The following is a 20,373-nucleotide window of genomic DNA, read 5'->3' on the forward strand; positions in this document are numbered from 1 at the left end:
GTGCTTGTAGGAGGAGCCATGACTAGTGGTCGTGATTCGTGCGGTCGGCGGTCCCCGTATTGATTTCCATGTCACCCACGAGTTCGACAGTCGCATGATCAATCTCACGATCCGAAAAAAGCTGATGGACCTGAGATCGGATCGCCTGCTGTTGGTCTAGTGATGTTGGTTCATATTGGAGCCGCACCGTCGCTACCGTCAGTTGACTGCAAACTTGCCAGACGTGCAGGTCGTCGACATTCTCGACGCCATCGATATTCGTTAGTTTGTCTCGAAGTCTCTCCAGTGAAATAGGACTCCGCTCTAGGAGAATTGACGTGCTCCCACGGAGCACCTTCCCTGCCGAAACGAGTATTAAGACACCAATGAGGACGGCAGCTACTGGATCAGCGATGGGCAAATCGAACACAATGACGGCTATGGTCGAAATGATCACTGCGACTGAGCCACCGGCATCGCCGAGCAGATGGTAGAATGCTCCGCGCTCGTTGAGGCTCATTTTCCCATCTTGGACGATATAGACGGACCCCAGATTGACAAGCAAGCCGCCGACTGCGATGATTAACGTCATTGTGGGATTAATTGCGACCGGATTCAAGAATCGTTGGTAGGATTCCCATAGAATATATCCGACCATCGGAACAAGCAAGATCCCGTTGAGAAACGCAGCGGCTGGCTCCAATCTATGGAGACCATAAGACCACTCATCGCCGCCTTTGAACCGTTCGGCAGTGTAGCTTGCTCCGAACGCCATCGCGTATGCGAGCATGTCGAACAGCATGTGGAGCGCGTCACTGATGAGGGCGACCGAACCAAAGAGGAGTCCACCAGCCAGTTCGACAAGGAAGCCAAGGAAATTGACGGCCGCTACGAGCGCAAGCCGACGCGTACTGCCACCTGTTTCTGGTGCCTCTTCATGTTCTGCCGTATCCTCGTGCAGAGTCATAGATCCACGTTAGAGTTGGAGTTATTTCGAATCCGAGGTCTCTAGGTTTTTGCAGGTGGATACCTGAGACGTATCTTCTTTTGTTGACGTCAAATCCTGTGCCGGAGAGTCGACCGTAGCCGAGGCTTCAGACTTGTCATCGTGTTCGTCAGTTCCAGCTTCGGACTGATCTGACTCCTCAGTGAGGGACACGTCTTGCGCAGAGGATCCGACGAGATCCAACGGACGAACCCAAATGAACCACACAACGAATATCGTCGTGCCGTAGCCGACAATCCACACTAGATCAGCTACGGCAGAAAGGTTCGCCTCTTCGAAGGTGTGTACTAGCAAACCGGGGCCGATGAGCCCAACGAGCACAACAAGGACGGCAAACTGTGGAGACATGAGCCCGAACGGGTGTTCTTGCTGATCTGACTCTGTATGGGAATTTACGTTTTCCTCGTTCTCTGCACTCATCTTATCCCTCCGAAGCATTGGTTTCGGTGTCTAGATCTGGCGTAATTCGAGAGAGCCGCATCGCGTTCCCGGTTACAGCCGTCGTCATCCCGGCGTCCCCTGCGAGAACAGCCAGCCAGATGGGCACGTAGCCAAAGGGAACAGCGAGAGCCAGCCCGGCTTTAACCACAAGACTGGCCCAGATGTTCTGGCGGATGACGCCGTTCGCATCGTTCGCGAGTTCGTAGAGGTACGGGAGCTTCGCAAGGTCGTCACTCATCAGGGCGATGTCGGCGGTCTCCAGTGCCGTGTCCGTCCCGGCTGCACCCATCGCAATGCCGACCGTGGCCGTAGCGAGGGCGGGCGCGTCGTTGATACCGTCCCCGACCATCGCCACACCGTCGTACTCGTCGACGAGTCCGTCGATGGCGTCGACCTTCTCCTCGGGAAGGAGTTCTGCGCGGTAGTCGTCGACGCCGACCTGCTCGGCGATAGCTCGTGCGGTCCGCTCGTTGTCGCCCGTAAGCATGACCGTCCGCTCCACGCCGAGCTCCTTCAGGCGGCTTACCGCGTGCTTGGCCTCAGGCCGGACTTCGTCGGCAACGCCGATGATTCCCTCGAGTTCGTCCTCGGTCCCGACAAGGACGACGGTCTTACCTTCCGACTGGAGGTCAGGCACCGTGTCTTCGAGGAGGTCGAGACAGTTGTTGCGTTCACACAGCTGCTCTGCGGTTCGGGTGACAACCCCACCGTCGGTCGTCGCGTGGACGTGTGAAAGGTCGAAGCCGAGATCCTCGAACAGCCCGGGCTTCCCGGCGAAGTGGGGCGTCCCGTCAAGATCTGCCCGGACACCCTTCCCAGTAATGCTCTCGAACTCGTCAATCTCACGTTCGGCGACACCGGCTGCGCCCGCCTCTGAGACGATAGCTTCACCGATAGGGTGCTCGCTGCGCTGTTCAAGTCCGCGGGCACACCGAAGGACATCGTCCACAGTGTTACCGTTCAGCGGCACGACGTTGGTGACGGTGAGTTCGCCCTTCGTGAGTGTCCCTGTCTTGTCGAAGGCGACGACATCGACCGCGCCCATCGCTTCGAGGTGGTTCCCACCCTTGATGAGGACCCCGTTCTTCGCGGCGCTGGTGATGCCCGACACGACCGAGACAGGCGTCGAGATGACGAATGCGCATGGACAGGCGAGCACTAGTAGGGTGAGACCGTAGACGACGGCTGTCGACCACGTCGTCCCAAGGATGTATGGACTGCCCACGGTGACGAGGACGGCGAATACGACGACGACCGGCGTGTAGTATGCAGAGAAGCGCTCGACGAACTGCTCGCGTTCGGTCTTGTTGGCTTGGGCGTCCTCGACCATCTCGACGATGCGGGAGAGCGTATTGTCGCCTGCATTCGAGGTGACTTCCACTTCGAGGTAGCCCTCCTCATTGATGGTGCCGGCGTACACCTCGTCGCCGTTGGTCTTATCGACGGGCACGCTCTCACCAGTGATCGGTGCTTGGTTTACTGCGCTCTCGCCGTCAACGACCGCACCATCCATCGGAATCTTCTCTCCAGGTTTAACGACCACGATATCACCGACCGCAACCTCGTCGACTGGAATCGTCTCTTCGGTTCCGTTCCGTTTGACGGTCGCCTCGTCCGGAGAGAGATCCATCAGCTCTTGGAGCGAATTGCGTGCACGGTCCATCGAGTAGCGCTCGAGGAGTTCCGCGATACTGAAGAGGAACGCGAGTGTGGCGGCTTCGAAATAGAGCGCCTCCCCGAACGCGAGACTTGCGACGAGCGCCCCGAGAATGGCGATCGACATCAGGAAGTCAATGTCTAGGTTCATATTCCGGGCGGAATAGTACCCGTTCCGGAGGATTTCCTGGCCGCCAACGGCGATGGCGATTAGAAATAATACGTCTGCAACGAGGAGTTCGCTGCCGACGAAACTTGCGACCAGGGTATTCTGTCCAAGGAGAACGAACTCGAAGAGGAGACCGAGTGCGACGAAGCCACCACTGATCCACGTTTTGATTGCACGTGCGCCCGTCCAGATCCGCTCCTGTGAATCGCGGTCGTCGCTGCCCTCGGTGCCGTCAGCGGTGGTGTTTGTGACCTCGTAGCCCGCGCTCTCGATGGCGGCGACGATGTCGTCCGCAGTAACGGTCGTCGAATCGTACGTGACCGCAACCTTGCCGGTCGTTGGCTGCGGGTCCGACATCGACACACCAGCGACCCCCTCGAGCGCGTTCTCGACCTTGCCAGCACACGAGGGGCAGTCCATCTCCGGGACTGTGAATTTCGCCGTGACCGCCCCGGAATTGTCGACATCGTATCCCGCTTTCTCCACACGGTCGGCGATGGCGTCTGCTGTCGTCTGGTCGCTCTCGTAGGAGACAGTGAGCGTCCCCGTCGTCACCTGCGGGTCAACATCGTTGATGCCGTCGATTTTCTGGACGCTGTTCTCGACTTTCCCAGCACAGGACGGACAATCCATCTCGGGAACTGAGAACTGAGCGACGGTACCATCTTCTATTGCTGTCCTGGTTGCTTCGCCATATTCGTGATCATGATCATGATTGTGGTCGTGATCGTGCTCTTCGTCATCGTGGTCGTGTGCATGGGATTCAGCGGCCGCGTCGTGTGAATCCCGACCAGACGAAGTCATTATGGAACGCTAGACAGCCCAATGTTATTAATCTAGCTGCTATATATGGGGGTATAATTGCCCTATAGTTATTAAAATATTCACTCTATATTATTAAAGCCGACATGTCGATTTCGTATCTTTTGTAGCTAGGAGAGTGCTATTTAGAACAAACCGTGGTCTTACAGAACTGCAGGAGTTACGAGTTCGTATGACGATTACTCTTGACCAAGTCGAACTCCCGAATGGTGCTACAGTACGGACTGGCTCAACCATCGTTGTACTCTCCACACTCACACAATTTCGCGGGAATCCGGGGTTGGGGACCGAGCGTGAAGTAAATGAAATACTCGTTGCAGAGGGCAGAAAAACCGACTTAGATGGAGAAGTTCTGATTTCTTTCGAACAGTCACAGAAGCCATTGCCACAGATTCGATTGAAGCAACTGGCATACGGCGTCGAAAATGGAGAGATTGTTCTCGGTGAAAAATAGCAGCATAATTTAAATCAGTAGATTCTTGGCGGATTATCGGCTGCTGAAGTCGTCACGCTACTCCTGTTCGGTAGTCTCAGCCGAACGAGTGTATGTAACCGTGATTCGACTGCTTGCAAGGACGTTATTCCCGATCGCGTCTCTCGCTGTGTCGTGGGTTGCGCCACCTTTTACCGGGAGTTTCTCACTGAGTGCATGCACTTGGAACCGATGTTCGTATACTTTCCCGGCTGGCGGACACGGCGGATCGTATCCGGGTGGCTGTCCGGGCCGTCGTCCCTGCCGAGCGCCATCAAGCGAGTCAACGGTTGCTGTTCGAGGAATATCCGCGGGAATCCGATTTTGCGTCGGGACGTTCCAGAGCGTCCAGAGTACTGGCTCATTGATCACGCCGCGATCATACTCGAGTGCGACAGCTAGTGCAGCTGTCGGCTTGGGGATATTTTCGACAACAAGTGGTGGAGAAATCCCCGCCCCATCACATGTGAATCGGGTTGGTAACTCACTATTAGTAGAGAATGCTGGGCTTGAGGCGTTGAAATTCGCTGCCGACTGACCTGACGTACGTGCACAACCAGCGATCCCAGTAAAGAACGCCGTCCCGCCAGTCACTAGGAATCGACGACGTCGCATAGTCTTGCTGGCTACTGAATCGTCATTTGTCTTTTGAAACTGCTATGAACGTACGTACTGGAACTCCGGTTGTAGGTAACCCTTTCAGTCTCGTTCAGTGTGGACCTGTTTCTCGGTGTTCGAGTCAAGCGAGAGAAAAAAGTGGAGATGCTTGAAGAACCAAATCCCGCTGAGCGACGCCACGACCATCCCGACAGCAAGCGTCCGTGTGATCTCGTATGCAACGACAGCTACCAGTGTCGAGAGCGCAACCACGCCAAGATATCCAATAACTGAGACAATCAAATCTGGACTGCGTCTTTCGTGTGGCCACTGAGAGAACCACTCAACAGATGGAGACACCCTATCGTATCCAATCACGACCGCGAGGACGGTTATCGCGCTGATCGGAAGCGAGAGCAAGGCTATCGACACTATTCCGGTCCATATCAGCGCACTCACGCCAATCAGTACTGGTCCTGAACAAAGGGTGATTTCGAGCCACGTTTGACTGATTCCAACCCAGATATTGCCAGCATGAGACGACATTGTGTTGGAAGATGTTCACCGGGGACATCAGGAGAACTTTCGGATACTCGCTCCCAGAGGTTACTACCAGACCAAGCGAACACTAACTACTAGGGAACCAATAGCCCACCCGAGCAGACCGATACTGTTCGCGAGGACCGACCCTGACTGGAGCGTCGCTGCAGATGCCGGCTCAATAACGAGTGCTAATACGAGGCCACGGTACGCGCTGAGAGGACTCAGCGCGAGGAGCCATGGAAGTGAGCTAGGAGACAGGACGTTCGTTGCAAGTCCGGTGAGAATCGCCATATCTAGCCCGAGTGCGAGCATGACGGCAACTAAGACGACCATCGAAATCGCTTGCTGCAACCGGTTCACGGCAGCCGAGACAGCCGTTATGATTGTGAAAAACACTACTGCAGCTATCGTCGTCAGCACGCTAAAACGGACGAACAACAGTGCGCCATTGTACGCTGTTCGGCGGAGGAGATAGTCAGTCGAACCGCTAGGCGAGAGCTGAACTACTACTCCGACTATGAATAATGATGCGAGGACGATGCTGACGATAGCAGTCATTCGGCCGAGAAGGATACCACCGGTATACGCTACTCGCGGAATCGGAAACGAACGAAGCATATCGAGCTCTCCTGAGAGGTCGTCGGCTAGAAGTGCACGATAGCCAAACGCGGCCCCTAAGACGACTAGAAGGACTTCCAGTGGCGTGAGGATACCCAGAATGACGGAAATGTACCCGGAGACACCGCCGATCACACTGAGTGTGAGAACCGCAACTGCAAAACCCAGCGCGATAACCCCGTAGGTCCGAGACCGAATAATTGTCCGAAATTCCCGCTCGAAGACAGCGAGCAGTCGGTTCTCTGAATACGCCATCTCTCTGGAGTTCGAGGCCTTACCCGTACGTTCGGTCTGACGTATGATAGTCGTACGGGTCCGTGTCTGTAGCGGGACGATACTGCTCTGCATAGGAATATTCGTCCGCAAGTTGTGCAGTTTCCTGTGGAGACACTGGTGAGGCGAGTGGCGCTGTATCGATAACGCCACTCGATCGGAGGCCCGGAACGACCGTCTGAAGTGCCCGAAGCATCGCTACGGCTGGCGACCGGACAAGGGTATCTCCGCCTGGCGTCTGATACGACATTCTACCACTGGTACTAGTGGGACGTATCGGTTGATCGAGGAGGCCATTATCATCGCTGTCGAAGCGTGTGTATCCTCCCCAGTAGTTGCCTCGATTGTCTTCGGTCCAGACGTAGCGTGTATTCTCGTCGGTGATTTTCACATGGCGGACATTGCCGACGAAGTCGTTTCGAGTAATTCGATTCGTCGGGAACGGATTCGCAACCTGGAAACCGATGCGGTTGTAGCCGACCACGTTCTCGGTGTAGACGCTTCTGCGGCCTTCTACAAGGATGCCGGCTCTATTGTGGATGACGGTGTTTCTGGCGATATAGTTCCGACTCCCCGCGAAGTCGATTCCGAGGGCCGCATTCCGGACGTCGTTTCCTATTGCGGCGTTCGCAGACCCCTCGGTTGCGGTCATGACGGGTTTGAACATGTCCCGAAATGTGCTGTTGGCCACAAGCCCCTGCTGCAAATAGAGGCCGTGAAATCCTGTGACCGCCCCCTCTGCGTGTATATCTCTGACGACTATGCCAGACGTATCGTGGATGATGAACGAGTGAAAGCCGCCATAGATAGCTGAGTCCTGTACCAGGATACGGGAGGACATCACGCTGATTCCGATCGAGCCGTCATCCGCTTCTGGTGGGCCGTAAATCGAGGTGTCAGTAACGACGGTTCGGGGGCTCTCTCGAATGAGAAGTCCGGTCTGATTCGTCGCTATTGTCACGTTCGCAACGAGTGAATCGGATGCGCGTGTAAACGCGATGCCAGCGGCCCCACGGCCGTATGATTTCCATATCTTCGCGAACGTCCCGTTCGTAACGATCGGTCGTGCAGCGCTGCCATTTGTCCCGATACCGGCTATTCGAAGCCCAGCGATAGCAGCTTGGTCGCTGGTGACACTGAAGACATGGCCATTGCCATCACCGGTAATCGTTGTGCTGTTCGGTCCCGCACCACGAACCGTGAGTGGTTTGCTGATTGTTAGCGTGGTTACATTGTAGCTTCCTGGTGGAACACGAACGGTAGTATTCGGCGGGGCTTGTTCTATCGCCGCAGCTACTGTCGGTGCATCGGTCCCCACGACCGTTTCTACCGGACGGTCTAGTAGCGTTTGGCGTCGTGTCGCTGTCTGATTCGCCCACGTCTGTCGCATTGTAACCGTCTGTTCCCACTCGTCCCGAGTACGATCTACACTATCGAATTGTCTGTTGCGAAGCGAGTTCCATCGAATCACGCTTCCACCATACTTCTGGGTGAAATTATGCGCACTCTGTCGAGTGGAAAACGGAACGATAGCTTGCGTTTCTCCAGGGGTTTGAGCGCGACTCTCAACGACAAAGTAGGCATTTTCGGCCGCGACCCAGCCTGCGGCGTTCGGTGGGGGGACGCTCAGTGTCGAGTTAGAGCGTAGCTTCACACCGGTATCTGTGAAATCAGAAACGTAAACCGTGAGCAGACGGCCGAACTCTCTGGTGTGTCCTGGTTCGTGGAGATCGTTGATGAGAAAGGAGATCCCGTAGTACCCGGCGACGTACTGATACTGCGAGTAATACACCTCCGCCCGTGGAATAGCAGCCGGCGTCTGGCTGGCTTCGTAGACTGCGCCATATGCGAGACCACCCTCGTTGGTTCCTTCGAACGGAACCGGTCGTGGCTCTTCGCGTTTGACATCGACGACAAACGAGGCGCTCCCTATCACGATGACCACGATGAGCGCCAAAGTGATGATCTGCGGTCGCATCTGTGGTCCGTGCTATACAGTATGGTGAGCGTACGGAAATGCCGTGCGGTGCTGAGCAGGGCGGCAAATTCAACCAACCCTTACAGCATCAGTCTTTGTGCCCTGTTTGTACCGACGGGTCACGCCCTAAAACCGAGCCGAAGACGCCAGCCATGTCCGTTTCAGTTGTCCGGTTTCGGAGGTCCGTGGGTGAAGCTTGGACGACCAATCGGCCGTCATTGAGAATCCCAACTTCGTCAGCGGCAGAGACGTACGTGAGGTCATGCGTCGTCATCAGCGCGCTGGTTTCGGTGTTGGTGAGCGTGTCCACTACATCGAAGATGTGTTCGGTATTCCGCGGATCGAGGCCACTTGTTGGTTCGTCTAAGACAACGAGGGAGGGATCTCCGAGAACTGCGACCCCGAGTCCGAGCAGTTGGCGCATGCCGCCCGAGAGCGAACCAACGCGGCGCTCTGATACAGCATCGAGGCCGATGGTCTCAAGTATTCTGCCGGTATCGGTTGCATCGGCTAAGAGAGTGCCATAGAATTCGAGGGTTTCACGCACAGTCTGTGAAGCGCGAAGATTAGGATGCTGTGGCAAATAACCGATTGGCCGAGCTGACCCGGAGGGGCGAGCGATTGTTCCTTCTGAAGGAGTGAGTAATCCAGTAATGATTTGGAGCAGTGTGGTCTTTCCGGACCCGTTGGGCCCGACGAGTGCCAAGAATTCTCCTGTCTTGACCGACAACGAAATTTCGTCTAAGACAGTCACTGTGCCGAACTGATGACTGATATCGTCCGCAACGAAGATGGTATCCTCGCTTGAGCTAGTTGAGGATGGCACGGTCTCTCGATACTGAGATACGTGCTAGCCAAGTATGTGTCTTGTCTTGAGGTCGTTTGGGAAGCGCCGATAGTGACGGGATAGATCTCCGGTCATCAGTCATGGTTGTGTGCGAGGTCCACCTGTCGTCGCTACTCATCGGAATCAGTCAGGTAAAAGTGACTCGTCGGCTAAGGTCTACTAATGTCACTGGAACGGTCGTCCGGTCTTCGCTCGGTTCGGTTACTTTCAGTCTTTACCTTCTTTTTCGTCGCCCTCACACAAATTCCGGCCGTCTCTGCACACGGTGCGACCGCAACCGGTGGACTCTCTCAGAGACACGGGATCGTACTCGCCCTTATCGGCATTGTTATTCTTGGCGGCGCAACCATTTTGAAGCGGCGGCAAGCTATTACATCGACAACTGCCCTAATTGGTGTCTTCCTTGGAATCGTCGTGACTGCACTCGGGGCGATTCTCTTTGAGGGCCTGTCGCCAGACCCCTCCTACATGGCAAGCTCAATGCCATTCCCGCGTTCGTGGTACCCTCTTCTATCGCTATCCATCGGTTTCCTAATTATGATCATGAGCGCGCTTGTCGGCTGGTTTCGGTGGCCGACCCGACCACGATACACTGCCCTCGGGACCATGATGGGGTTATGGATCACATATCCGTATCTTATCCCCGGCCCAGCTAGTTACTCACACCCGCTAGGTTATAGTATCGTTCTGGGAACGCCCGTCCTCGTCGGATACATTATCTGGAAAGACGCGGGTCATGTGCTCCGGGCGGTTCTGCAGGATCGGGTCGCTCGCCGGTTCGGAATTGGTGTTGGTGTTGTTATCGCGTTCTTCTTCGTGTCTGCTACGGGGTATCTTTCATTCTTTCCGGATGAAGGACTCCCCCACGAACGAGTGATTACCGTCCTCCCTGCGATTTACCAACTCGTGAAGTGGCCGGTTCTCGAAGTGTATCTCCCACATATCCCGCTCTTCGTGGCAATATCGCCCGGACAGCTGATTATCGTCGGGATGTTGAGCACTCTCATTGGCTTGAATGCCACACTGATTGCTCGTCACTGGCGTGTCGAAGAACGCGCGGGGATGACAGAAGGCGCCGCCGGGAGTGCCGCTATCGTCGGTTCGTGTACCTGTGGCTGCTGTGGCCCGCTCGTCGCGAAGATCGCGGTATTGGCGGCCGGGCCGTCTATCGCGGCTCCACTCTATTGGATTTTCGTCGATTCAGCATCACCGCTGAGTACGCTATTTATCATCGCGAGTATCGTCCTGTTCACCGGAAGCCTGATCTACTCGGTCGAATCAGTGCAGCAATCCGCTAGCCCGACCGATATCGCCCCTGCTGATTGAATTGAACATTTCGCTTGGCTTGATGGCTTTCTGTCCTGTTACTCTCAGTACAGCCGTTTCGACTGCTGAACCAGAACCGTTTCAAATACGACTCTGCTAGCGTTCGCTATCGAATACAGATTATAATGTCGCAGATACAAACTGCCGTACCTAAGGACGAAACACCGGCGGGCGAGTGTGGGTATTGCGGGCAACCATTTCCGACTACTGAGCGCCTCGTGCTTCACAAAGGACTAGAACATCCCGACCAACTCGACAAATCTGAGCGGGAGGCGTTTACGTCTACATTTTCTGCTGAAGACGATAGTCTCCGCCAGCTACGTTTAAAGATGCTTGGAGTGTTGATTCTCCTCTATTTTGCATTCCTGATGGTGTATGCCGTCTTCGCCTGATCCAGACACGAATATGGCACCCAATAACGAGACACAGACAAAGCAGTGGTCAGCAAAACAGGCCGTGAAGACAGCTCTCTCAGCAGCTTGCTTCAGATTCTCCATACAGTTTTTGGCGTGGTTCTTGGCGTTCGTCTTTGTGGTTGATACTGTCGCAGCAGCAAACGGACTCACACTTTCGAAGGGGCCGCGGGATACACTCGCCATTCCGCGGTGGCTCTATCTCACGACAGGCGGTGCCACTATCGGGGCATCAGCACTCCTCGCAAGCTTCGTCACCGACAGAACATTCGTACGTAACCTCCACAGCTGGTCGCGAGCACTCCCCACAATCAAACAGTGGTGGCGCCCGATTATATGGCTTGGTCGCGGTCTCGGCGTCGGCATGCTCATTCTGGCGATATATCTCGGGTTCACTGGCCCGGAGCTTCCGACCGCGAGCTTCACGATATTACTCGCGTTCGCTGGGCTTCGTGCTGGTCTGCCGATAGCAACCTATCTCATTGGAAACGTGTGGCCGATACTCAACCCGTGGCGGACTATCGCTACTGTTCTTCCCGCTGGCTTTCGCGAGTACCCGCACTGGTTGCATCGCTGGCCAGCCGTCGCTGGCTTGTTAGTTCTAGTCTGGGTCGAAGTGATTTTTCCGGTCAGCACCGTTCCAACTGTACTCGCTATGGGGATTGTTCTTTACTCGACGATAACGATTGCCGGTGCGGTCCTGTTTGGTCCACCATCGTGGTTTGACAACGCAGACCCACTCTCTGTTTTGTTTAGGCTGTACGGTGTTGTTGCCCCCATCCAACGGCACAACGGTGCGCTCCGGATAACGCTACCTGGGAGTGAACTACAGAATTCAGACGTAGTCTCGGATACCTCTGACGTTGCTTTCATCATCGCACTGATTTGGGAACTCACGTACAGCGGCTTCATTACTACTAGCGCTGGTGCAACAACTATCGAAACCCTAGTTGGTATCGTCTCGTTTGGAATCGTGGCCATTGAGACGCGGGCAATCGTCGTCTACACGATCTTGTTTTTCTGTGGCTATACCGTCTTTCTGGGCGCATACTGGTACGCGGGTCGCGTCTCACGACGCAGCACGGGTACCTACGTCACCGCTCAGACGATTGCATTTCAGTTCGCGCCACCACTCTTGGCAATTGCAGCGGGGTATCACCTTGCTCACTACGCCGGATTGTTTGTTTCGCTAAGCCCAGCACTCACCATGGCACTTACCGCTCCACTGTCCCCGCCGGCGAATCCGCTGGTTCTCTCTGTCCCATCTTGGTTTGAAGGGCTGAGTATTGCGGCCGTGCTTATTGGACATCTTCTAGCGATCTGGGTGGCACATGCAGCCGCATATGACGTCTTCTCCAGTCGTCTTGTCGCGATTCGGAGCCAGTATCCGTTCGTTGTGGTGATGGTTGGATATACAGTAATCAGCCTCTGGATTCTTTCCCTCCCTGGAGCTACGCCACCGTATTTGCCTTGATAGGCACTAGACCGTCCTATCGTAGCTACTCGCCCCATCTCATAATAGTCAAGTTCGAACGTGTGGACAGTGCCTAGCTTACTCAGACAGTGAACTCGATCGGTGGCATGTCGATAAAGGCAGTCTCGTAACCGTCGTGTCGTGCGAGTTGTGGCGGTGTCTGGACAGTAATTGAGACTGAGTCACCTGACTCGACCCCGGGAAGAGATGCCCCGTAATAACAACTAATCTCGGGGTCGAGCGATGCCTGTAGCGGCCCTTGAAAAACGGTCTTTTGTCCGCGTTTTACGGTTGTCGAGAGCGTCATTCGAGGCAGGATAACGCGGTTATACGGCGTTCGCGGTGAGACAATCATCTGCGGGCGACCCGCCTTCCCAAAGCGGGTCCCACCCTCGACAACAGTAATAAAGAACCTCGCGTCGCCAGAGGATCCTTCGCCGATTAACCGACCAGGAAGGTTGCTTTTTGCTGGTGCCACTGGTTTAGGTATCTTCTGCATTCCCATCAGGTCAACTGTCCCTCGTGAGCCTGCTTTCTCCCCTAGCCGACGATACGTGAGATTATACGTTTCATCCGTATCGAATGTGAAACTCATCGTGGCGGATTGTGCCTCTGTGAACCGATTTTCGAATGGTTCTGTCCGATTGGTTTGAAGTGGGCCGACACGGAGCGTGATATCATATTGTCCCTCGCCGGGAAGCCCAATATTGTCTCCATAGTGAAACCCCATATTCGGTGAGAGCATTGGCCACAGATTATTACTGGCTACTTGGCCGCTGGTATCGCTGATTTCTGCAGAGATGTCTAGTGGCAGGATTGTGTTCGTCTCTGTATCCCACGCGCTCACCATTAGGTGGAGTGAATCGTCAGGTTGCACAACAACTTTTGTCTTATTCGTCCCTGTGAGATTCCAGAAGCGGTGTGGGAACGAGTGCATTAGTGCAAATCCGACATCACCGGCGGTCGTCGTTCCGTATAGTCCCATCCCTTCGACAACCGCTGGGTAATAGACCGCCGTAGGACGATTCTCAACGAGTGGCGGGTCTCGCCATGCCGACTGAGTCTCGAAGCCGAGACTGCTGAGACACCCAGAGAGAGCGGTCCCTCCCAGTAGCCCAAGTCCACTTTTGAGGAGCCGTCGACGGTTCATTGTTCGATTGTTAGGCGGCAAACGAGTAGAAGTTCTGGTACAGTGCGCGAATCATTGCTGTAGTTGCTTGGGATCGGTTCGTGAATCTCGATACAACTATCGGGATTAGCAAAAGTCCTCTATTTTCCAACGTAGCGGGATGCTGACTTGCTGAGGTCGGCTTGCGAGAAATAGAGGATGGATTCAACATCTACAGAACGGCAGTACGTGGTTACTCACGGAGAAAGCTAGTGATAGATTTTCGACTGAGGAACCGTGGCGTTTGCTCGCAGTAATCTGCGTATGCCTCGCCGTACTGTTCACGGAGCCACGGTTCTTCGGCGAACGGAAAGAGGACGTAAATGACGACAGTCAGGAAGCCATGTACTGCGAGCTTTCTGGAGTTCACTGCGAGAAGCGTGCCGACGATGAAGGTGACGAATCCAACTGTTTGCGGGTTTCGCGTGTACTTGTAGATGCCGTCAGTACGGAGCTCTCCTTCTCGGCCACTACTCTCCATCCACCCGAGTTCAAACAGGGCTGAGAGGGAAAACGCCATACCGAGCGTTGAGATGAGAGCCCCGGTGATTCGGAGAGGGGTATCCGTGAGCCGAGACGAGTTCCAATCACGGTAGGCCAGCACGGGGAATCCGGCGAAGACAACAGAGAGGGCCGACCAGTTGACCCACCATCGCCAGTTACTGTCACCGATTGGCCAGAGACGACGGTCTGGAACAAATGCACTGATGAGGTATCCGACGATTAAGATGATGTCGACGACAAATGTGGCGAGGAGGGCCCGGTTCGACGGAGATTGCGAGGACATAGCTCCGCATTGTTGCTAACTCGCCAAACTATTTGGGGACGACGTCTATAGGTACGCTACACAGTCGGATTGACGGGTAACTGATTCACGCAGTGTATCGGTCACCGCGGTTCTGACAGAGGTTCGAGAGCAGTTGATTCGGATGTACGGGCTCCTTTGCTAATTTCTATAGAACAGCGGATTCCCAGTGTATGGGAAACCGACGCGCGTTCTTCTGGCTACCCCTCATCGTCCGTGATAGAGACACACTCGGAGTGCCCAGTGCCGCTATTCGAGGTCGATTACGCATGACCAATCCGCAACTCGATATAGAACAGACCGATATGGAGGAGCAGCAAACAGCTACCGAGTCCCAGTCGCTGTCGTCGTGTCCGGAATGTGATGGGCCGGTCGTCCACGACGAGGAACACGGGGAGACCACCTGTGGAGAGTGTGGGCTCGTCCTCGATGATACATCGATTGATCGGGGGCCGGAGTGGCGGGCGTTCTATCACGACGAACAGGAAGAGAAAAGTCGCGTCGGGGCACCGACGACCCACCTCATGCACGATAAGGGACTGAGCACGACAATTAGCTGGCAAAACAAGGACGCGTACGGGAAGTCAGTTTCCCCACGGAAACGGGAGCAACTGCAGCGCATGCGGACGTGGGATGAGCGCTTTCGGACGAAAGATTCCCACGAACGAAATCTCAAGCAGGCCCTCGGCGAGATCAGCCGCATGGCTTCTGCACTCGGTGTGTCCAGCCCAGTTCGTGAAACCGCCGGGGCGATTTACCACCGGGCAGTCGATGAGAATCTCCTGCCTGGGCGGTCCATCGAAGGAATGTCGACAGCATCATTGTACGCGGCCGCCCGGCAACACGGCACCCCGCGGTCACTCTCGGAGTTCGCGACTGTCAGCCGGGTGAAAGAGATCCGCATCCAGCGAGCATACCGATACATGTCCAGAGAACTCAACCTACAGATCGAACCGGCGGATCCACTCGAATATGTACCCCAATTTGCATCGGCACTCGAGATAAGCGATGAGGCGACCCGACAGGCGCGGGACCTCCTCAAGACCGCGAAAGCGGAGGGGGTTCATAGCGGCAAGAGCCCAGACGGACTCGCGGCGGCGGCGATCTACGCAGCGACACATCTCACAAACGAGCAACTGACACAGGAGACGGTTGGCAACGCCGCACACGTAAGCAAGGTCACGGTTCGGACCCGGTACAAAGAACTTCTTGAGGTCTACGCGGCAGACAGTGGAGACGTCTGATGCCGGTTTCCCTGGTTTGCAGCTGTGGCAAGCCAGTTCTGAATGCAAGACCAGCGACGGATATGCTTCGAAGCGTCTGTCACCCTTGCCCGTTCAACTCGTAATCGAATGGCCTTTCCGAAGTACCTTCGACAATCGACCGATGGTGAGTGAGCCAGCGTCGTCTGAGGATACGCCATCGTTACAGGATATCCTGGATGCGCTGGACGACCCCGACTGTCGGGCCATTCTCCGCGAAACAGCCGAACCCATGACTGCGAACGAACTCATTGACGCCTGTGAGATATCGAAATCGACACTGTACCGGAAATTAGACCACCTTAGTCAAGCATCGCTCGTTCGAGAACGCGATGTGATCAATCCCGGCGGTGGGCGAACCACGAAATATGAACGGGACTTCGACGACGTCACGATCTCCATGGACGAGACAGACACCTTCTCGGTGACAATCGACCGACCGTCCCGCCAGTCCGATGCACGCCTCGCTGATATCTGGTCGAAGATGGGAGATGAACTATGACCTGGGTCGATACCGCCATCATCGTTGTCAAGACGGTGATTCTCCTACTTGGCGGGGGAATTACATATATCGCGTATAAGGCCTATCGTCGAACTAGGACACCATCGCTACGTGTGCTTGGTGTTGGATTCGGCATTATCACACTCGGGGCACTCCTCGCTGGCATCGCCAATCAGGTCCTGTCGGTATCCCTCGAGATGGGTGTCTTGATCAATAGCCTGCTTGTTGCGGTCGGGTTTGCAGTCGTTCTGTACTCACTCTATCTGGAACGTGGATAAGATAATCTGAGTACGCTGTGTGGCGTCCAATCGAAAAAGCGGTATCCTGAGCAGCGAGGCTTAATAGAACACATGGTTGTCGGTTCGGAGTTTGGCCGAAGAGAAGTCTGAGTCAGGCCACAAATTCCAGGTGAACAATCGCACACTCTCAAAACGGTTGGTAAATGGGGATCTCAACGTGGGGAACGGAGACGCCAAGAAGCGCTAGGCTATGAGCGAGAGGCATCCAGCCCATGAACAGAAAAGCGACACCAAGTGCACGATGCAGATATGCACGGCGCGTCGGATTCACTGATTGCACGATTGTTCCATAGAGGAACAGCGTCGGGAACGTCCCCAGACCGAGTGTTCCGAGAGCGAGGACGCCCATACTCGGGGAGCCATGAGCGAAGGCGTATAGAAAAGCCGGATACAGCAATGGACAGGGAAGCAGTCCATGCACTAACCCCAGCCCAACTATTCCGTGCCCGGTCACCCGGTCTTCGAGTTTCGAGGTCAAGACGCTGAAGAGGCGAGTGAACCGGCCGCTGCCGAGGATGTCGTGGCTGCCGTGATGGCCAAGCGCGTATCGCGCACCGACGACGAGAATAACGGTCCCGACGACGAACCCGGTGCTCACGCGGACAACAGTCCCGACGACAGTAACGACGCCTGCTGCATCGAAGACCAACGATCCAGCGAGACCGAACACGCCACCCAGAACCGCGTAACTTACCGTTCGGCCGAAATTGAAGAGTGCGTGTTGGCGTACTTCGTAGAGAGAGAGCATGCCATCAGCACCATGCTTCGGCGCGGCAGCCAACTGCTTTGAGTACATCGTCACTAATGGGCCACACATCCCCAGACAATGAGCGCCACCAAGCAGGCCGACCACGAAAAAGACGATTAGTTCGGTGCTGGCAGCGGCCGCGATTCCAGCCCCATGCAGCGGAATACTGACAATAGTCCCAGTCATCGGTCTGGTCTGGCTGCGCCGGCGGTCTGGTTCGACGACGAGAGCGGTCGTGTGGAATTCATCACCACGAGTAAACTACTCGACGCCATGGCCACCGAGGCGAAAAGCGGGTTCAAGACGCCAGCGAGTGCCAGTGGAATCGCGATAGCGTTGTAGAGGAAGGCCCAGCCGATATTCTGTTTGACCCGGCGGTTCGTAGCGGCTGCGATGTCAAAGACTGTTGCTATAGACGCAAGGTCGTCGTCGACAATGGCGACGTCGGCAGCATCGACAGCAAGCGCAGTCCCGCTACCGAGCGCGATACCGAGATCTGCGCTTGCGAGCGCTGGCGCATCGTTCGTCCCATCGCCGACCATCGTAACTTGCTTCCCGGCCCCGAGCTGTCTGACCGTCTCGGCTTTCCCTTCCGGCGGCACGCCCGCAAACACATGATCGACGTATGGATGCTGGCGGAACGTGCTGGCCGCATCAGAATTGTCGCCGGTGAGAACAACGACTTCGATATCGCGGTCGTTCAGTTCAGCTATTGTGTTTGCCCACTCATCACGGGGCTCGTCACCTACGACAATGATACCCTCCGCTCTGCCGTCACGCCCGATGACGACAGGGAGGTGCCCGGATTCGGTAGCGGCCGTCACTTGCGTTCGAATCTCGCGTGGCACCGACCAGCCCTGGGTGTCAAAGAGTGCAGGATGGCCAACGAGTACCGCCCTGTCTCCAACGGTTCCCTGCACGCCCTTCGTATAACTCTTGAAGGCGGTCACGTCACGCTGGGCTTCTGGCTCGTCAGTGTCCTTCAGGACGCCTCTATCGGTGTGTGTTGTGGTCTCGCCTTCTGACGAATCGCCACTGCTTGCGACCGACGTCGGAGCGACTGCGTCAGTGATTGCCTCCGCCACTGGGTGGGACGACCGCTCCTCTACCATCGCAGCCATCTCGAGAAGCTCTGTCGGTGCGTCCGTCTCGATAACGTTCATCTGACCTGTGGTGAGCGTCCCGGTCTTGTCGAAAACGACGACGTCCATTCCCCGAAGGCGTTCAAAGACAGTATCGTCGAACACGACGATTCCCTGCTCCATTGCTTCTCGAATTCCTGACGAGACTGCGAGTGGTGTCGCCAGCCCGAGAGCGCAAGGACACGACACAATGAGGACGGTAAGCGCAACAAGGAGTGCGGTCGTCACTGTTGCGCCGAGGGCGAGATACGACACCCCAGCGACGGCTGCGAGGACAAGGACAAGCGGAACGAAAACTACTGCGAGCTTGTTCGCGAGTTTTTGCGTCCCGTTCGTTGCACTCTGAATGTCCCAGAGGACGTCGACGATGCGGTTGAGACTACTCGGGGCACCATCGGCAACGGTAACGACGGCCCCACCACTCGTCACCAGGGAGCCGCCGACGACATCGTCGCCTGGTGCTTTCGTAACTGGCAGTGATTCACCCGTAACCACCGCTTCGTCGATGGTACAGCTGTTCTCTCGGAGATTTCCATCGACGGGGATGCGCTCGCCTTCGCGAACGAGAATGGTATCACCGCCTGTCAAGTCTGTGACGGCCACCTCTTCTGTCTGGCCGCCGTCGTTGAGCAAGCGCGCGTCGTCTACCTGTGCGGTCGTGAGCTCGGAGAGACGCTTCATCGCCTGTCGCTTTATCGTCGATTCGTAGTATGTCCCTGCTGTGACCACGAGAATTATCGCAACGGTCACGTCGTAGTATACATGATTGTATATCGCATCGATAACGCCGACCTGGACGAGAAACACGGCAATCGTGCTATAGAGATATGCACTCACTGCTGCCAATGAGACGAGCAGATCCATATTCGGCTGGCGCATTCGAAGACTGACATATGCTCCCCGTAGCAGCGGACCGCCGGTATAAAACAGCACGAGACTCGTGAAGAAACAGAGGAAGTAGTAGAAGTACCGCGCCGACGCAACCAGATCGCGAGCAAGCTCCAGTGACCGACCGGAATAGAGTACCCCAAAGTGGACTGGGTACAATGAGATAATATACGGCAGCATGACCATCATCCCAAACATGACGCCAGCAGCCAGCCGCCACGTGAGTTCCTCTTCAGTTCGCTGACGTGCTAAGTCGTCGTCACGATGTGAGGCTGCGTACGCACCTTGACTGAAGACGTCTAATAGTGCTGATTCGGACAGTTCGTCACAATCGTAGTCAACCCTAACGGTTTCGGTCACATAACTTGCGCTGGTGTCGGTGACGCCAACAGTTGCGTTCGCGATGGACTCCAAGAACGCCTCACAGGTTGTACAGTGCATCCCAGTAACCCGAAGAAACGTCCGATCATAGCCCTCAGGTGGTCCATCATGTGTGTTGTCTGTATCGTCTGCAACGGCCGCTTGAACATCGGCCGCAGTGACATCGTCTATATTACCAATGGTCGCCTGCACCTCGCGACAACCAGTACAACAGAAGCTGTCACCAGCGTCGTTTGTTACTGGATTTGCCGAGAGTGGGAGTCCACAAAGCGCACAGCCGACGTCTGCATTCGCTTGCTCAGAAGCCACTGTCGTCGCCTCCAATCACCACTCGGCTGACCAGTCGGGCAAGGACCGCTACGACATCGCTGTCGGCGGTGGTATCCCGCTGGTTCGCCGGTGCGTCCATAGTGGCGCTCCTACCATTCTGTGGCAATCTATGTATATCAGTGTTCGCCCACTCTGGCGGGCGGTGTTTAGTTAAGCGTGAAAAGTGAGGCGGACGGATTTCTTGGTGTCCATGCCAGAAATCAGCCGCCTCAGTGGGAATAGAGACTGGATTGA

Annotated in this window: 18 protein-coding genes; 6 read left to right on the forward strand and 12 right to left on the reverse strand. The window is 55.6% G+C overall.

Annotated features, from left to right (window positions below):
• Positions 1-22: 22 nt before the first annotated feature.
• Genes E4S61_RS21950 through E4S61_RS21960 form a run of 3 tightly spaced genes read right to left on the reverse strand, consistent with a single transcriptional unit; the run spans position 23 to position 4,055 of the window.
• The gene (locus E4S61_RS21950; RefSeq protein WP_135306055.1) at positions 23-946 is read right to left on the reverse strand and encodes a cation diffusion facilitator family transporter; all 924 of its coding nucleotides are present in this window, start codon (positions 944-946) and stop codon (positions 23-25) included.
• Positions 947-967: 21 nt separating this feature from the next.
• Positions 968-1,405 carry a hypothetical protein gene (locus E4S61_RS21955; RefSeq protein WP_135306056.1) on the reverse strand — a complete coding sequence of 146 codons (438 nt, stop codon included), beginning with the start codon at positions 1,403-1,405 and terminating at the stop codon, positions 968-970.
• A gap of 1 nt (position 1,406) precedes the next feature.
• Entirely contained in the window at positions 1,407-4,055 is a 2,649-nt protein-coding gene (locus E4S61_RS21960; protein ID WP_135306057.1) for a heavy metal translocating P-type ATPase, read from the reverse strand.
• Positions 4,056-4,245: 190 nt separating this feature from the next.
• On the opposite strand from E4S61_RS21960, the gene E4S61_RS21965 reads away from it, so the two are divergent.
• Positions 4,246-4,527, forward strand: coding sequence for a hypothetical protein (locus E4S61_RS21965; protein WP_135306058.1), 282 nt, complete (start codon positions 4,246-4,248; stop codon positions 4,525-4,527).
• Positions 4,528-4,584: 57 nt separating this feature from the next.
• Here the strand turns inward: E4S61_RS21965 and E4S61_RS21970 are convergent, their stop codons facing one another.
• From E4S61_RS21970 to E4S61_RS21990, 5 genes are all read right to left on the reverse strand, one after another.
• Positions 4,585-5,160 carry a YbhB/YbcL family Raf kinase inhibitor-like protein gene (locus E4S61_RS21970; protein ID WP_135306059.1) on the reverse strand — a complete coding sequence of 192 codons (576 nt, stop codon included), beginning with the start codon at positions 5,158-5,160 and terminating at the stop codon, positions 4,585-4,587.
• Positions 5,161-5,244: 84 nt separating this feature from the next.
• Positions 5,245-5,601, reverse strand: a complete 357-nt coding sequence (locus E4S61_RS21975) for a hypothetical protein (protein WP_135306060.1) — start codon at positions 5,599-5,601, stop codon at positions 5,245-5,247.
• A gap of 150 nt (positions 5,602-5,751) precedes the next feature.
• The gene (locus tag E4S61_RS21980; RefSeq protein WP_167768619.1) at positions 5,752-6,558 is read right to left on the reverse strand and encodes an ABC-2 transporter permease; all 807 of its coding nucleotides are present in this window, start codon (positions 6,556-6,558) and stop codon (positions 5,752-5,754) included.
• Positions 6,559-6,577: 19 nt separating this feature from the next.
• The gene (locus E4S61_RS21985; RefSeq protein WP_135306062.1) at positions 6,578-8,554 is read right to left on the reverse strand and encodes a NosD domain-containing protein; all 1,977 of its coding nucleotides are present in this window, start codon (positions 8,552-8,554) and stop codon (positions 6,578-6,580) included.
• Between the two features lie 88 nt (positions 8,555-8,642).
• On the reverse strand, positions 8,643-9,380 hold the full coding sequence (locus E4S61_RS21990; protein ID WP_135306063.1) for an ABC transporter ATP-binding protein: 738 nt from the start codon (positions 9,378-9,380) through the stop codon (positions 8,643-8,645).
• Between the two features lie 183 nt (positions 9,381-9,563).
• Here E4S61_RS21990 and E4S61_RS21995 point away from each other — a divergent pair, with 183 nt between their 5' ends.
• Both E4S61_RS21995 and E4S61_RS22005 read left to right on the forward strand, forming a co-directional pair.
• Positions 9,564-10,727 carry a hypothetical protein gene (locus E4S61_RS21995; protein ID WP_135306064.1) on the forward strand — a complete coding sequence of 388 codons (1,164 nt, stop codon included), beginning with the start codon at positions 9,564-9,566 and terminating at the stop codon, positions 10,725-10,727.
• 405 nt (positions 10,728-11,132) lie between these two features.
• Positions 11,133-12,614 carry a hypothetical protein gene (locus tag E4S61_RS22005; RefSeq protein WP_245180906.1) on the forward strand — a complete coding sequence of 494 codons (1,482 nt, stop codon included), beginning with the start codon at positions 11,133-11,135 and terminating at the stop codon, positions 12,612-12,614.
• 82 nt (positions 12,615-12,696) lie between these two features.
• Here E4S61_RS22005 and E4S61_RS22010 read toward each other — a convergent pair whose 3' ends face one another.
• Positions 12,697-13,764 (reverse strand): iron transporter, encoded by a 1,068-nt coding sequence (locus E4S61_RS22010; protein ID WP_135306066.1) that lies wholly within the window; start codon positions 13,762-13,764, stop codon positions 12,697-12,699.
• A 211-nt stretch (positions 13,765-13,975) separates the two neighbouring features.
• The gene (locus E4S61_RS22015) at positions 13,976-14,569 is read right to left on the reverse strand and encodes a methyltransferase family protein (RefSeq protein WP_135306067.1); all 594 of its coding nucleotides are present in this window, start codon (positions 14,567-14,569) and stop codon (positions 13,976-13,978) included.
• A 287-nt stretch (positions 14,570-14,856) separates the two neighbouring features.
• On the opposite strand from E4S61_RS22015, the gene E4S61_RS22020 reads away from it, so the two are divergent.
• The 3 genes from E4S61_RS22020 (at position 14,857) to E4S61_RS22030 (ending at position 16,629) form a co-directional block, all read left to right on the forward strand.
• Positions 14,857-15,831: a transcription initiation factor IIB gene (locus E4S61_RS22020; protein ID WP_135306068.1), complete on the forward strand. Its 975-nt coding sequence runs from the start codon at positions 14,857-14,859 to the stop codon at positions 15,829-15,831.
• A gap of 142 nt (positions 15,832-15,973) precedes the next feature.
• On the forward strand, positions 15,974-16,351 hold the full coding sequence (locus E4S61_RS22025) for a winged helix-turn-helix domain-containing protein (protein WP_135306069.1): 378 nt from the start codon (positions 15,974-15,976) through the stop codon (positions 16,349-16,351).
• On the forward strand, positions 16,348-16,629 hold the full coding sequence (locus E4S61_RS22030; protein WP_135306070.1) for a DUF7521 family protein: 282 nt from the start codon (positions 16,348-16,350) through the stop codon (positions 16,627-16,629). The genes E4S61_RS22025 and E4S61_RS22030 overlap by 4 nt, the downstream gene beginning before the upstream one ends.
• Before the next feature lie 148 nt (positions 16,630-16,777).
• Here E4S61_RS22030 and E4S61_RS22035 read toward each other — a convergent pair whose 3' ends face one another.
• Together E4S61_RS22035 and E4S61_RS22040 are read right to left on the reverse strand one after the other, a co-directional pair.
• Positions 16,778-17,584: a sulfite exporter TauE/SafE family protein gene (locus E4S61_RS22035; RefSeq protein WP_135306071.1), complete on the reverse strand. Its 807-nt coding sequence runs from the start codon at positions 17,582-17,584 to the stop codon at positions 16,778-16,780.
• Positions 17,581-20,118, reverse strand: a complete 2,538-nt coding sequence (locus E4S61_RS22040) for a heavy metal translocating P-type ATPase (RefSeq protein ID WP_135306072.1) — start codon at positions 20,116-20,118, stop codon at positions 17,581-17,583. Before E4S61_RS22040 ends, E4S61_RS22035 begins: the two co-directional genes overlap by 4 nt.
• Between the last annotated feature and the right edge of the window lie 255 nt (positions 20,119-20,373).

The sequence above is a fragment of the Haloarcula amylovorans genome, assembly GCF_004681185.1.
In the GTDB taxonomy this organism is placed as follows: Archaea; Halobacteriota; Halobacteria; order Halobacteriales; family Haloarculaceae; genus Haloarcula; species Haloarcula amylovorans.